This window comes from Rheinheimera baltica DSM 14885, from assembly GCF_000425345.1.
Lineage (GTDB): Bacteria > Pseudomonadota > Gammaproteobacteria > Enterobacterales > Alteromonadaceae > Alishewanella > Alishewanella baltica.
The window spans coordinates 53994-67879 of record NZ_KE384353.1 but is presented as its reverse complement, the minus strand read 5'-3'; the positions used below and the strand labels follow the sequence as shown (position 1 = coordinate 67879).

The 13886-nt window shown below is 46.7% G+C and carries 16 protein-coding genes; 5 read left to right on the top strand and 11 right to left on the bottom strand.

Annotated elements, in window-relative coordinates; all coding sequences use genetic code 11:
* Positions 1-4 precede the first annotated feature (4 nt).
* A complete protein-coding gene (locus H595_RS0120885; protein WP_027672862.1) occupies positions 5-949 on the bottom strand; it encodes an SEL1-like repeat protein in 945 nt (314 codons plus the stop codon).
* A 56-nt stretch (positions 950-1005) separates the two neighbouring features.
* Positions 1006-1185 (bottom strand): hypothetical protein, encoded by a 180-nt coding sequence (locus tag H595_RS0120880; protein WP_169338575.1) that lies wholly within the window; start codon positions 1183-1185, stop codon positions 1006-1008.
* 289 nt (positions 1186-1474) lie between these two features.
* Between H595_RS0120880 and H595_RS0120870 the strand changes: the two genes are divergently transcribed.
* Positions 1475-1720 carry an EF-hand domain-containing protein gene (locus tag H595_RS0120870; protein WP_027672859.1) on the top strand — a complete coding sequence of 82 codons (246 nt, stop codon included), beginning with the start codon at positions 1475-1477 and terminating at the stop codon, positions 1718-1720.
* A 95-nt stretch (positions 1721-1815) separates the two neighbouring features.
* On the opposite strand, the gene H595_RS0120865 is transcribed toward H595_RS0120870, so the two are convergent.
* Positions 1816-2340 carry a cytochrome b gene (locus tag H595_RS0120865; RefSeq protein ID WP_027672858.1) on the bottom strand — a complete coding sequence of 175 codons (525 nt, stop codon included), beginning with the start codon at positions 2338-2340 and terminating at the stop codon, positions 1816-1818.
* The gene (locus tag H595_RS0120860; RefSeq protein WP_027672857.1) at positions 2333-3298 is read right to left on the bottom strand and encodes a catalase family peroxidase; all 966 of its coding nucleotides are present in this window, start codon (positions 3296-3298) and stop codon (positions 2333-2335) included. The genes H595_RS0120865 and H595_RS0120860 overlap by 8 nt, the downstream gene beginning before the upstream one ends.
* A gap of 390 nt (positions 3299-3688) precedes the next feature.
* On the opposite strand from H595_RS0120860, the gene H595_RS0120855 reads away from it, so the two are divergent.
* The gene (locus H595_RS0120855; protein ID WP_027672856.1) at positions 3689-4027 is read left to right on the top strand and encodes a YajD family HNH nuclease; all 339 of its coding nucleotides are present in this window, start codon (positions 3689-3691) and stop codon (positions 4025-4027) included.
* Between the two features lie 18 nt (positions 4028-4045).
* On the opposite strand, the gene H595_RS0120850 is transcribed toward H595_RS0120855, so the two are convergent.
* The 5 genes from H595_RS0120850 to H595_RS0120830 all read right to left on the bottom strand — a co-directional run bounded on the left by H595_RS0120850 (position 4046) and on the right by H595_RS0120830 (position 7816).
* On the bottom strand, positions 4046-4261 hold the full coding sequence (locus H595_RS0120850; RefSeq protein WP_027672855.1) for a hypothetical protein: 216 nt from the start codon (positions 4259-4261) through the stop codon (positions 4046-4048).
* Positions 4255-4797, bottom strand: a complete 543-nt coding sequence (locus tag H595_RS23735) for an RNA polymerase sigma factor (protein WP_051220042.1) — start codon at positions 4795-4797, stop codon at positions 4255-4257. The genes H595_RS0120850 and H595_RS23735 overlap by 7 nt, the downstream gene beginning before the upstream one ends.
* Positions 4798-4806: 9 nt before the next feature.
* Positions 4807-5199 carry a DUF6249 domain-containing protein gene (locus H595_RS0120840; protein ID WP_027672854.1) on the bottom strand — a complete coding sequence of 131 codons (393 nt, stop codon included), beginning with the start codon at positions 5197-5199 and terminating at the stop codon, positions 4807-4809.
* 10 nt (positions 5200-5209) lie between these two features.
* Complete coding sequence (locus H595_RS0120835) at positions 5210-6751, bottom strand: serine hydrolase domain-containing protein (RefSeq protein ID WP_205623283.1); 1542 nt, start codon at positions 6749-6751, stop codon at positions 5210-5212.
* A gap of 111 nt (positions 6752-6862) precedes the next feature.
* The gene (locus tag H595_RS0120830) at positions 6863-7816 is read right to left on the bottom strand and encodes a helix-turn-helix transcriptional regulator (protein ID WP_027672852.1); all 954 of its coding nucleotides are present in this window, start codon (positions 7814-7816) and stop codon (positions 6863-6865) included.
* A gap of 165 nt (positions 7817-7981) precedes the next feature.
* Here H595_RS0120830 and H595_RS0120825 point away from each other — a divergent pair, with 165 nt between their 5' ends.
* Positions 7982-8599: a glutathione S-transferase family protein gene (locus tag H595_RS0120825; protein ID WP_027672851.1), complete on the top strand. Its 618-nt coding sequence runs from the start codon at positions 7982-7984 to the stop codon at positions 8597-8599.
* A 45-nt stretch (positions 8600-8644) separates the two neighbouring features.
* Here H595_RS0120825 and H595_RS0120820 read toward each other — a convergent pair whose 3' ends face one another.
* Entirely contained in the window at positions 8645-9124 is a 480-nt protein-coding gene (locus tag H595_RS0120820; protein WP_027672850.1) for an NYN domain-containing protein, read from the bottom strand.
* A 265-nt stretch (positions 9125-9389) separates the two neighbouring features.
* On the opposite strand from H595_RS0120820, the gene H595_RS0120815 reads away from it, so the two are divergent.
* Positions 9390-10790 (top strand): diguanylate cyclase, encoded by a 1401-nt coding sequence (locus H595_RS0120815; RefSeq protein WP_240474963.1) that lies wholly within the window; start codon positions 9390-9392, stop codon positions 10788-10790.
* Positions 10791-10998: 208 nt separating this feature from the next.
* Entirely contained in the window at positions 10999-13221 is a 2223-nt protein-coding gene (katG, locus tag H595_RS0120810) for a catalase/peroxidase HPI (RefSeq protein ID WP_027672848.1), read from the top strand.
* A gap of 49 nt (positions 13222-13270) precedes the next feature.
* On the opposite strand, the gene ybaK is transcribed toward katG, so the two are convergent.
* Positions 13271-13738, bottom strand: a complete 468-nt coding sequence (gene ybaK, locus H595_RS0120805; RefSeq protein ID WP_027672847.1) for a Cys-tRNA(Pro) deacylase — start codon at positions 13736-13738, stop codon at positions 13271-13273.
* Positions 13739-13886: the final 148 nt, after the last annotated feature.

Here is a 13886-nt window from a genome sequence, read left to right as displayed (position 1 = left end):
TGGCTTATTCCTGGTTGTGTAAATAAAGCGTACCATTGGCTTGTATCGTGTTTAACCACTGCTCTGATATCGCCGTTGCCTGTTCAACTTCCTCGGCTGTAAACTCTGGCAACGCGCGTTGCTGAAACCAGTTGTAGCGGTTGTAAAGATCAGTATCATCGGTGAGCTCCATAATCATCTGGTTAAACGCATAGGCTTGTAAGCGGCCATCTTTACCAACAGTTTGAGCATAATGTAGTTGCGACAATTTTATCAGCGCTTTAATACTTCCATGCTGCGCTGCAGACAATAAAAAGTCGACTTGCTGTTGAACATAGCCAATACGCTTAGCGACATAAGCGTTTCTTTCAAGCTTGGCATAACCCGCTGCATGCATATATTGCTCTGGTGTTATTAACGCTACTGCTTCTTGTGCGGGCACAAAGCCGTTGCTTGCAGCCATTTCCAGATAAGCATAAAACTGGTTACGTTGCTGTTTATCAACACCCAAGCAAAATTCATAGCGCTCTGTATTTTCGGCAGCGGCCTCACCATTATCGTTAAATTGGTAAGCCTGCTGCAGTCGCTCAGCCAGTTCGGCGTCATCATGCGGTACAAAGTAACAATTGCGCAGGTTCATTCCCAACACATAGGCTGCTGTAGTGTCGCCCTGCTGTGCAGCCAGTTCTAAACGATTAAAGTGGGACAACAGATTATTATCCAGGCTCCAGTCTGGTCTTGTCATAATCACCAGTTGGCTATCATTCTCCGCAGGGGATACAACAGATTTGTCGTTGTTAAATGTATCGTGATCCGCCGTGATATGTTTAGTCGGCGGCTCAATAAGGTTGTCTTGCACTAAATGCGGTTTAACAATTTCAGCATTAAACAGCGCTGTGCGGTTATAGTTGCTCGCCAGCCATAAAGCAACCACAGCTATTAGCAAAATAAGTGTAATGAGCGCTTTCACTAGCTGATTTCAGCTTTTATTGATGCAGGCTGCATAATTGACCTCTTTTTTAATGCCTATTCATTTACCGACAAGCGGATAAAAATAACCTGCGCGCTATCGGCGCTACTAAGCTGCACGCTTCCGGTTTCATTACTCAAGCTAAGCGTATGCTGCTCTTGCAGGCTAACGCGCTTAACACCTACTTCAGCATCAACGGTACCACTTGCCACGTAGACCACGGTTTGCGAACTCAATGGCAACGTCTGCACAGCTAAGCTAATCGTAAATACTTGCAACTTGGCTTATTGCTTTCTTATTACGTCCTATTAGGTTGATGTCCGTACGCGTAATATTATAACCATTGAAAGTAAAAAACTTAAACCAGCCAAACAGCGGTATAAATTGCCCCAAACCAGATAACACTGCCCGATCTAACTGCACGAATTCGTCTTTTACAAACAAACGTGTAGGCACCAACATAGACAGACATTTTTAAGCCAAGTACACTCACGCTGGTTCTGATTAGTATACAAGGTGATACAAGTGAATAAAGAAACGTTATCTGAACAACAATTAGCGGCAATAAAAAGCGACTTCGATTTTTTTGACCGCGATGGCAATGGCCAAATTGATATAGCCGAGTTTATCGAGTTACTTACGGCTCTGGCGCCTAAAACCAAAGTGAGTCATGTGGATGAAGGCTTTAAACTTATCGACACAAACAATGACGGCTTTATCGATTTTGCTGAGTTTCTAACATGGTGGCAAGATTGTTGGTGGGAATATTAATAACACCGTGATGTCGCAACAAGGGCGCACAATGCGCCCTGGGTAATACAAACCAGAGACAGGCATACCAGCCCAAACAACTCTGGCTAGGTTATCTACAACATACTTTTTAATACCTTGTCTTTGCGAATAAAGTGATGATGCAAAGCGGCGCTAATATGCAACATCACAATGCCAATTAGCGCAATGGCTAACAAAGAATGCAATTCACGAAACAAAGCATAGTTGTGAATATCGACATTAAGTGCCGCCGGTAGCCGAAACCAGCCAAATACATCAATGGGCCTGGCGCCAAAGTACTGCATCAGATAGCCAGAAACCGGCATAGCAAACATTAAGCCGTACAATAACCAATGTGACAACCGTGCCGCAGTTTTCTGCCATTGGGTTAGCTCGTCCGGCAAAGCGGGTATGCGCTGGGAAAGCCGGTTGATAAAGCGGGCACTGACCAACAGCACCGCAATAACACCAAACACTTTATGCACGGTTAGTACCGTTAGCTGCCAGCCGTCCAGCGATGCAACCATTAACAAACCGGCCGTTAACATAGCGAGAATTAATGCTGCCATACCCCAGTGAAACAAGCGCATTGATAATGAAAAACGTTCGGTATTAGTCATTTTTCGGCTCCTTAAAGGCACCTGTTAACTGCTCGGTGGCCCGACGGCGGTAAGACTCGGCATAAGCCGACGAACGAGCCCGCAAGATGGGATCAGCCGTTGCTTCGATGCCGGTTGGCAACACCAGTGGGTCAAAGTTAATGGCATGGCACCCGCCTTCCAGCTGTGCGCTGGTGCTGTTTATCACTATCTGGCCTGCGGTTATGTTTTGCCGGCTGTCGGGCCAGGCTTTGGTGGCATTGTTTTCATCATCTGTCACATCGGCCAGGGTAAACACCCAGTCAAATACCACGTTGCCCGCCAGCACGCGGCTGGCCATTTCGTTTTGCAATGCATTGGCCCCCTGCATATCTGTCGCAGCCACAGCAACTGTTGGTTGTATAGCCCAGCGCACAGCCTGGCGCTTGCCATCTGGGTTTATCAGGTAAAAAGCATTAATACTGTTATAGGTTTCAGAGGCAAAGCTACCACTGGCCTCATATTGTGCTGCCCAGGTCAAAAACTCTTTACTTTCAGGGTGTTCAGCAAAAAATTGCTTTATTGCTGCAGGCCCGGCCTGAATAGCCTGTATTTGCTGATAAAACGTATGTGGGTCGGCGACCGCCATCACCGGTGGCGTATTCATCGCCAGCCGCCATTGCTGAGTGCTACTCATAGCAAAACTAAGCGCTAAACTGCGTACCGGTGCTTTTAAATCTGGTGCTGTCGGGTTGTTACCGGCAATAGATAAACGGCCGGTAAACGGCATAACGCCGCGCTGAAATACCGTAGCGGTTGAGTAAGCGCTTAACTGACCATTTGAACGAAACTCGCCACTAACACACATGCCTTTAGCATGCGCACGGCGAAAGCCCGGATAAACAGTGTTTCCCTGCTGTAAGTCGACAAATTGTTGTGCTGTCACTTTAGCCGGCGATTCTGTTGCCAAAGCAATAGCCGGCGTTAACAGCAGGGCCAAAAAATACTTTTTTCATATAGACATTTCTCGATATGTAATGAATCTTCAACTGAAGACAGTAATCATTGCAACTTTAGTGCATTGGCAGCCTAAATGCTGTGTGTAGACATAAGTCCCGTGACATAAAGAAAACCTTTCAGATAACCTATGAATCAGCCTTTTAGCATGTGAATACAACCTCCAGCCCCTAGTGGGCGCATAATGCAATGAGGAGAATATAACTCTGTTTCTAAGGCTATTTTTACACGACACCAGTGGGGCTTATAGTTAAACCATTGCCTAATAATTGCCATTGCACAGCCTGCAAAGGCTGTTAAACTCTGCTTTAACCGGATAAAGCAGCAACATTATGATGTTAGCAGCGCAAAACCTTCTTTAAGCAGGACAGTTATGAGCAAAACCAGCAGCGGTGCACAGGCCTATCAGCAACAAGAACAGGGGTACCGTGACAAGGCATTAAAGCTTTACCCCTGGGTGTGCGGCCGCTGCGCGCGTGAGTTTGTGCACTCCAATTTACGCGAACTAACCGTGCACCACATTGACCACAACCACAGCAATAACCCCAGCGATGGCAGCAATTGGGAGCTGTTGTGTATTTATTGTCATGACAATGAACACAATAAATTTCATGAATTTGTACTGTACGGTGGTACGACCGAGCAAAAAGTGGCTGCGGCGACCCATAACCCGTTTGCGGATTTAAAAGCCATGCTAAATAAGTCGAAATAACGTCTTAGTTTCAGCCCGCTAGTCGCTCAAAATAATTACCACGATAACCAGCAGCGTGGCAGCGCCTAGTTGGGCCAATGTTAATAGCGACAAAAGCGAAGCATCGGTGCTGAGTAAGTGGTTGTAACCTAGTGTCAGTAACGCCGCCAGCATGCTAGCCAACGTAATAACGACGCTGCGACGACGCTGCCACAGCCAAAGCCTGATTGTTTGCCGCAATGTTAGTTTCAACATGAGGTATTGTTCCTGTCCAGCGCATCTCGTGCTTGCTTCATATAGGTTTTAACGCTGCCAAGCGGAATGTTCAGTTTGTCGGCAATTTCACTTTGTGAATAACCATAAAATTCGGTATAGACAAACACCTGCTGTTGAATAGTCGACAAACCGGCCATTAAGGTTTCCACATCTAGATGCTCGGCAGACTTATCAGTATGTGTTAGCGTGTCAGGCTCCGCGGCAAACCAGCGCTGTTTAAGCCGGGTAAAAATATTACCCGAACGCTTAGCTTGCAACATTTCGTTGATAGCAATTCGTAGCAACCAGGTAGAAAATTGCGAATGCTGCGAAAAATGCTGAATATTTAAAAAAGCCTTAACATAGGTTTCCTGCACCAGATCGTCGATATCATGCCGCTGATCGGCCGATTTAAACGCCAAAAAGCCACGTAGCTTACGGTCATGACGACTGAACAACTCATTAAATGCTGCTGTATCACCAGACACCTGAACAATGGCGACCAGCTGTTCAACCGACGCCTGTTTTAACGACACAGCATTAACTTAGCGAGCCTGCTGCCGATCAAGCCGGGCCAGCAGAAAAAATGCCAACCCGAGTAAACCTGGCAAAATAGCAATGCCATTTAGCGCATCGTTTAAATCCAAATTGCCATTTTGCCGGAAATCGGCAAAGTACGAAAATGCCAGAATACTGGCAGACAGCACCAACAGAAAAATGCCCTTACGGATATCGCGGTTAGCAGAAAAGAAATGTAGCGCCACTTCGCGTATGGTTTCCGGCGGCAACGGCGCCTGCTGTTGTAAAGTTCGTTCAACCATTTGCAAAAACAGGCGTTTTTTCTTGTACTTATACAGCAATATTAACCCCATCAGCGCTACAAACGCGCTGAAGACGATAAGAGGCACCAGTATTTCTGCCCATTCTTGTCCGTTCATACTTATATGCTTAATTTCGTTGCCACAATTCAGCACCAAGGTACAGCTGTGCCAGCACTTGTTCAAGCACCGGTGTGGCATTATCGCCATTCATAAAGATGACATAACCATTTTTGCTTTGTGGTGAAAATGCGGCCAGAGTAGACACGCCAGGGTCGCGGCCGCTATGCAGCAACAACGATTGACCGTCAGAAAAACCGCTGAAAATTTCCCAGCCAAGACCAAAATAATGCTTTTGTCCAATATTGACGTGATGCTTTAGCATATCCTGATATATCGAAGGCATTGCCTGCTCTTGCGCCATCACGAACAGCATAAATTTGCTGTAATCCGCTACTGTGCTGATTAAATTTGCAGCCGCATTAGCCTTGTAGTATTTCTCCAGGTCAAACGCCTTGCCGTTGCTGTCATGGTTACGGGCATAGCGTGCCTCATCAACGCCTTGTGACCACCAGAAATGCGTATCAGTCATACCAGCTGGTTCAAACACATATTGCTGCGCTAAAGCTTCAAGTGATTGATTAAATTTATGCTCCAGTGCCCGGCGTAAATATTCAAAACCCTCGCCAGAATACTGATGTTGACTGCCCGGCGTAAACTGAAAGCGCAGTATGTTGTCGGCTTCAAGATAACGCCAGTTAGCAAAACCGGTTTGGTGTTTAAGCACGAGCCGCGGCGTAAGTAATTGATGTCGCGGGTCATCTTTAATATCCGGATCTGTCCAATAGGCTGACAACGGCTCATCCAGCTGCAGTTTGCCTGCTGCAACTAAACGCAAGGTAAGCATGGTGACTATCGGTTTAGTCAGCGAAGCCACTTTAAACAGCGTATTTTGCGGTGCTACCGTACCAGGCGTTAGCTCTCCATATACTTGAGTAGACACCAATTTACCGTTTTCAATAATGCCCAGACCCAGCGCGGGAACTTTATGTTGCTGCAGCAAACGAGTTATTGTCGCATCGAAGTCAGTCTGTTGATGCGGTTCACTGTTTACTGGTGTTTCAGTTTCAGCCGGTTGATGGTCATAGCTGAGCACATTATCCAGCAGCCATTTATTCTCTTGCTTTAACCAAACCGAGGTAAACCGTGCCGTACCGGTGAGCTGATCTGTCTTTCCAGGTTCACGTAAGTAAAACTGATGTTTGCCGTGTTGTACGGCACCATAAAGCACACCGTCCTGGTAAAGCGGGAACGTGGTTAAACTGCCTTCGGTTAACTTACGAATAGGTTTATGCAATGGGTCACCACACAAATACTGCCGGGTATTCTGCATAAACAGCGCTTTATCCTGTAAGCCACCTAAATCATGATAGAACTTGAGAGCAGGGCTAATGGTGGCATCAAGATAAGCAAAATCACATTCGTTAAAACCGCGTTTAAAAAATTCAGCGTCTTTACGTGCTAACTCCTCATGCAGGGTTATATCTGTTTGGTGTGTTGAGGTTACCGAAACCATTTTCGGAGTATCGTTAGCGGCGGCAGGTAAGGATGTTGTAGAAAGCAGCACGCCAGCAAAGAATACATGGCGAAGAACAGCGTTTGTAAGCGTCATAATCGTTTCCAGTGAGTTAATCTGAAACTTAGATGCACGCCGGATGTTGTTTGGATTTAATAATGCAAAATATTTTTAAATAAGCAGCGAATTAAATACACTGCCCCGCTATTACTGGCGCCGGGCAATATCCATTAAGCGCTTTGCTTGCAAATTTAGTGCTTGTTTTAACTCTGGTGGTGTAATAACGCTAAAATCAAACGGCAGCTGGCTTAACCACAGAGCCAGGCAATGACAGCTATCGGTGCGAGTGCTTAGCAACAATCCCTCTGGCTGCGGTTTTAACATCGAGGCAGTGGAGCCCATTGCCTGTGCTGCGGTATTTTTATCAGTATGCAGTAATACCTGTACATCCAAATTGCCTGGCATCGCATTCAGGCTGTGGCGAAAATGCTCAGCAGAATTAAAGTTTTCAGGCCGGGTAAAGGTGGTCTCCAATATATTGATATGTTGCAAACGATCTAACCTAAAGGTACGAAGCTCCATGCGTAAATGGCAATAACCGCTCACATACCAGTGGCCACTACGAAACAGCAAGCCATAAGGGTCTACCTGCCGCATCACTGGAGGCTGCTGATAAGCAGCATAACAAATAGCAACTGAACGTTGCTGCTCCACCGCAACCAGCAGGGGTTCTAATTGCTGTTGCGGGGTGTCGGGGGCCACTTCAGGCAACATTATGTTGATGGTGTCAGCAATAGCTCTGGCTCGGGATTTGAGCCTGGCAGGCATAACGCGTTCCAGTTTCGCCTGAATACTGCTGATAGCGGCTGCGGTATCAGCCAGGCGCAGGTTTTTCGCCGCCAACAAACCCAGCGACAACGCCAGAGTTTCATCATTGGTAAACATCATTGGCGGTAGCTTAAACCCGGCCACAAGCATGTAGCCGCCATCGCAGCCCTGCTCAGTGGTGACAGGTATACCTAAACCTTCCAGCACCTGAATATAACGCCTTACGGTGCGTTTATCGACACCCAGCCGGCTGGCTAATTCAGTACCACTTAAACGGCCATGAGACTGCAACAACTCAAGCAAACTGAGCACACGGATAGTCGGGCCACTCATCGGGCTTCTCTGTTAGGCATTGGCTATTCCTAATGACTGCTGATATGACAAATAACCAAAATATAACCGAAATCTAGGACGGATTCTGTCCTAATTAGGATTTATTGTGCTGGTAGCAAAAAACAAACAGCAACAACCTCAATCAACGATAAGGAATGACAACAGATGAAACCGCTTACGTTATATACCAACCCCAACTCGCGTGGCCGTATTGTTCGCTGGCTGCTGGAAGAGCTTAACGTGCCTTACGACATTAAGGTGCTGCAGTATGGCGATGAGATAAAAGCCGCCGACTATCTGGCGCTTAATTCTATGGGCAAAGTACCGGCCATTACTCACGGTGAGGTAGTGGTAACCGAAACCGCCGCTATATGTGCTTATTTGGCAGACCAGTTTGCCGACAGACAATTAGCCCCTGCCCTGGATAGCGCTGAGCGCGGTACTTATTACCGCTGGTTATTCTTCGCTGCCGGGCCATTAGAAATGGCCACCAGCGCCAAAGCGTTTAACTGGCGCCTGGATGCCGACAATGCTCAGTCGGTTGGCTGTGGTTTGTATCAGGATACGCTAAATACGCTGGAAAGTGCTTTAACCCAAAGCCTGTATATCTGTGGTCAACAATTCACTGCCGCTGATGTGTATGTAGGCAGCCATATTCATTGGGGCTTGATGTTTAATACGCTGGAGTCACGACCGGCCTTTACCGAGTACGTGCAACGACTACAAGCACGCAAAGCGGCCATTCGGGCTAACGAGTTAGATGATGCGTTGCTAACATCTTAAGACTAATTACGCTTTAATGCGTCCGGCTTTGAATTTGCCGGGCGCTTACTTCCCCAGCAATAACCTTTCATCAATTGCAATAAACCGGCTGGCGGCGTTACGAAGTGCCAGTGCGGTTAAACCCTCTACGCCATAAACCTCTACTTCGGTTTCATACTTTGTAATCAGTTTTTGCGCCAGCAAGTCAAAGTCACCATCGCCCGATGCCAGTACGAGTAAGTCACTGTACTGGCCGTATTCAATGGCATCCAACGTTATACCCACATCCCAGTCACCTTTTGCGCTAACATCCGCACGCTGAATAAAGGGTTTAAGTTTTACTTCAAAGCCAATGGCACGGAGGATCTTCTGAAACTGGCGCTGCTTCTCATCGCCACGATCAATCGCGTAGGCAATGGCTTTTACAACAGTGCGTCCGTCAGTAACCTGGCGCCAAAAGGCGTTATAATCAAAATTGCGCTGAAACGCCTCTCGGCTGGTGTAGTAGATATTTTGAACATCTACCAGGATAGTAACACGGGTCATGGTAAGTCTCTGTTGAGTAATAGCGACCAAACTAACCGCCAAATCTCAGTGGTGCAAGGGCTTTATCACCCTAAGTTACTGCAAATTCGCACTTTACTTGCTTTAGTCTACTATCAATAAATAACAACTATAGATGACAGGTTAATATTGCAGGTGAATTGTTTGTGCTTGAGTTCTCCATGTCTGGTGTGAGCACGCTATTGTGATAGTGCTATATTCGGTTTGTACACTGGGCTTTTGGCAAAAAAAATGGAGCTTAGCCGTTTTGGCTTGGCTACTGGGGTTATTAGCGACGCTACCCCCAGCGCAAGCAGATGACAACAAAACACCAGACTCAGCAACAGTACTTACTTATTGTGTGGACCCTGACTGGATGCCTTATGAGGCAATAGATGATGGTGTACACGTCGGTATTTCCGCGGATTACATCGCATTAATTGCCGAAAAAACGGGCTTAACGTTTAAACTAATACCTACCCGCTCCTGGCTTGAAACACTGCAATTGCTGAGAAATGGCGACTGCATGTTATCGCCAATGTTAAACCAGACAACAGAACGCGAACAATACCTACAATTTTCTGACGTCTATTTTCGCTCCCCAAATGTGCTGGTATCTCTTAGACAGCAACCCTTTTTACAAAGTATGGCAAATATTGGCACTCGCTCATTGGCCGTGCCTAAAGGCTACCGTTTAATTGAGTACATAAAGCGCCACTACCCTGAAACCAGGATACATGAAGTAGAAAATGAACCTGCCGGGTTAAAGGCCGTCGCCGAGGGTGATGCGGATTTATTTATTGGTTCGTTATATTCAATTAATGGCCAAATTCAACAAGAATCTTTATATCAGTTAAAAGTGGCAGGTTGGCTTGAGCTGGAAGATAAACTTAGAATTGGCGTGTCTTTACCTTATCAAGCCCTATTACCGCAACTTAACGAAGCACTGGGCACCATAACAGAAGCAGAACATATTGCCATTTACCAAAAATGGACACGTATTAAAGTGATGGATATCACAAATTATCAGTTGATGTGGCAACTAGGCGCAGTGGCCATTGCCATTATCTTACTGTTAACGGCATGGAACTACCGAAGCCGCTATTTTTATCGTCGACTACAGGAGAAGAATCAACAGCTCGAGCATACTAGAGCCGAGCTAGAATCTGCCATCCAAGAGCTGGAGTTTTTGTCCACTCACGACCCGCTCACACGGTTATACAACAGAAACTTCTTTGACAAGACCATCAGTGTAACGCAACAACGAGCAGCACAACATACACAAGACTTTAGCCTGGTGCTAATTGATATCGACTTTTTTAAACAGATAAACGACAACCACGGGCATATTACCGGCGATGCCATTTTACGTGAGCTGGCTGAAATTCTTCGTGCACAAATACGCGAACAAGATCAAGTGGCCCGTTGGGGCGGCGAAGAGTTCGTTATTTTTTGTCAACATACAAAAGCAGACGTAGCCAAAGCTTTGTGCGACAGAATAGCCAGTGCCATAAAGCAGTACAACTTCAGCAATAATATTAGTTTAAGCTGCAGCTTTGGTGTTGCCGAACAACAGCCTGACGAACACTTACTGCACTGTTTTGAACGCGCTGACAAGGCGCTATATCACGCTAAGCAGGCTGGCAGAAACCAGGTGTGTTTGGCATAACGTAGCAAAAACCAGCTTGAACTATCTGCTTGGACGACGGACAAACCGCATACATAATTTAATTAATTACATTAGCGCTAATTCAAAAAACCGATTAACACGATAGGCTTAATTGGCTTTCGCAGTGTGTTCTTCAGGTCTATAGTCTAGGCACTATCAAAGTGGGGACATACGTTTCCCCTAGCCCCCTCATTGCAAGGAGTAAGATATGGACAATAACAACAACTCAGCCGGCAAATGCCCGGTGATGCACGGCGGTAACACCAGTATTGGTAACGGAGGTACAAAAAACATGGACTGGTGGCCTAATCAGCTGAACCTGAAAATTTTGCATCAAAACGATACTAAATCAAACCCGCTAGGTGAGAATTTCAACTACGTCGATGCCTTTAACAGCCTCGATTTAGCGGCAGTGAAACACGATCTTGCGCATATCATGACCGACTCACAAGATTGGTGGCCGGCAGATTATGGTCACTATGGCCCCTTTATGATCCGTATGGCCTGGCACGCAGCAGGTACTTATCGCACCGCCGATGGTAGAGGGGGTGCCTCTACCGGCAACCAACGTTTTGCTCCGCTAAATAGCTGGCCAGACAATGGTAATCTGGATAAAGCTCGTCGACTGTTATGGCCGGTTAAACAAAAATATGGCAACAAATTATCCTGGGCAGATTTATTTATTCTGGCGGGTAACGTGGCGCTGGAATCAATGGGCTTTAAAACCTTTGGTTTTGGTGGCGGCCGCACTGATATTTGGGAGCCGGAAGAAGATATTTATTGGGGTGCTGAAACAGAATGGTTAGCCACTAGCGATAAAGCGAACAGCCGTTATTCGGGCGACCGTGATTTAGAAAACCCGCTGGCAGCAGTACAAATGGGCCTGATTTACGTCAACCCCGAAGGCCCGGATGGCAAACCCGACCCATTAGCTTCAGGCCGTGATGTGCGCGAAACCTTTGCCCGTATGGCAATGAACGACTACGAAACTGTCGCTCTTACCGCTGGCGGCCATACCTTTGGCAAAGCACACGGCGCGGGAGATGCTGCGCACGTTGGCGTAGAACCTGAAGCAGGTGCTATTGAAGATATGGGTTTTGGTTGGTTAAGCAGTTATAAAAGCGGTAAAGGCCGTGACACCATTACCAGTGGTATCGAAGGCGCATGGACGCCAACCCCAACACAGTGGGATAACAGCTACTTTGATGTACTTTTTGGCTACGACTGGGAATTGACCAAAAGCCCGGCTGGCGCGCACCAATGGGCGGCAAAAAATCTGGCCAACAAAGATCATGCGCCAGATGCTGAAGATGCCAACATCAAAGTTAACATCATGATGACTACCGCCGATATGGCTATGCGTGAAGACCCGGAATACCGCAAAATATCGACGCATTTTCATAATAACCCGGCAGAGTTCGCCGACGCCTTTGCTCGTGCCTGGTTTAAACTAACACACCGTGACATGGGGCCTAAAGCAAGATATTTAGGGCCTGAAGTGCCAGCTGAAGATTTAGTTTGGCAAGATCCGGTGCCCGCAGTTGACCACGAGCTAATTAACGCCAGCGATATTGCGCAGTTAAAGAAAACAATAATGTTGTCCGATTTAACTATTGCAGAGCTGGTGTACACCGCCTGGTCTTCGGCATCTACCTTTCGTGGTTCAGACAACCGTGGAGGTGCCAATGGAGCCCGTATTCGTTTGGCGCCACAAAAAGAGTGGCAGGTAAACCAACCTGAGCAATTACAAAAAGTGCTTAAAGTATTGGAGCGTATGCAACACAGTTTTAATGCAGCGCAATCTGGTAACAAAAAAATATCCCTGGCCGATATCATTGTATTAGCTGGCGCTGCCGCCATTGAAAAAGCCGCTAAACACGCTGGTGTTACTATCGACGTACCGTTTACGCCAGGGCGCACTGATGCCAGCGACGAGCAAACCGATGCTGAGTCTTTTGACGTGTTACAGCCCATTGCTGACGGCTTTAGAAACTACCTGCCCAAACGCTACAGCGTATCAGCAGAGGAATTGTTATTAGACAAAGCACAGCTTTTAACATTAACTGCGCCAGAAATGACCGTATTGGTTGGTGGTATGCGGGTGCTAAATGCAAACTATGGCAACACTTCGCATGGCGTATTCACCCAAACTCCGGGCACATTGAATAATGACTTCTTTGTAAACCTGTTGGATATGAATACGCAGTGGTCGCCAGATGCAAAAGACGCGCAAACGTTTACCGGCCGGGACCGTAAAACCGGACAAGTAAAATGGCATGCAAGCCGGGTGGATTTGATATTTGGTTCTAACTCACAGCTAAGGGCTATTGCCGAGGTGTATGGTTCTACCGATGCCAAAGCGAAATTTGTTTGTGATTTTGTCTCAGCATGGAACAAAGTCATGAACGCCGACCGATTTGATGTGAAATAGCCGTTAAGCGTGCAAAATAATCACACGGGCACTATTACAGTGCCCGTTTTTATTGAGCCAAGGGCGCAAAACGCCCCTGCAGTAACTGACATAAATCTGCCGCGGCCAATTCAATTTCCAGCCCGCGCCGCCCTGCACCGACATAAATAGTGCCGTACTGCTGCGCTGAGTTGTCTATTACCGTAGGCAAACGTTTCTTTTGTCCCAGCGGACTTACCCCGCCAAGCACATAGCCGCTTGAGCGCATCACATCATGCGAATTAGCCATCTCAGCTTTTTTTGCGCCCAAGGCTTTGGCCATCAACTTCATATTGAGCTGCTGACTTACCGGCAACACCGCAACCGCCAGCTGTTTACCATCAAGCTGCACGACCAGGGTTTTAAACACCTGCTCAGGCGCTAAACCAAGCTTTTCTGACTCCTCTAAACCATAAGATGCTGCTGCCGCATCATGCTGATATTGATGCACCTGATAGGCGATACCTTGCTGTTTAGCCAAATCAATTGCCGGGGTCATCGTCTACTCCTTTTATAGGTATGTTTAAGCTATGACACGTCTTAATCGCTAAGTAAACTACACTTAAAGCACATCTGAATAATTCTCACATCTTGCCATTGACAAAAGCGAGAGCATCGAACAGAATACAAAAAAGAGACATATAAGA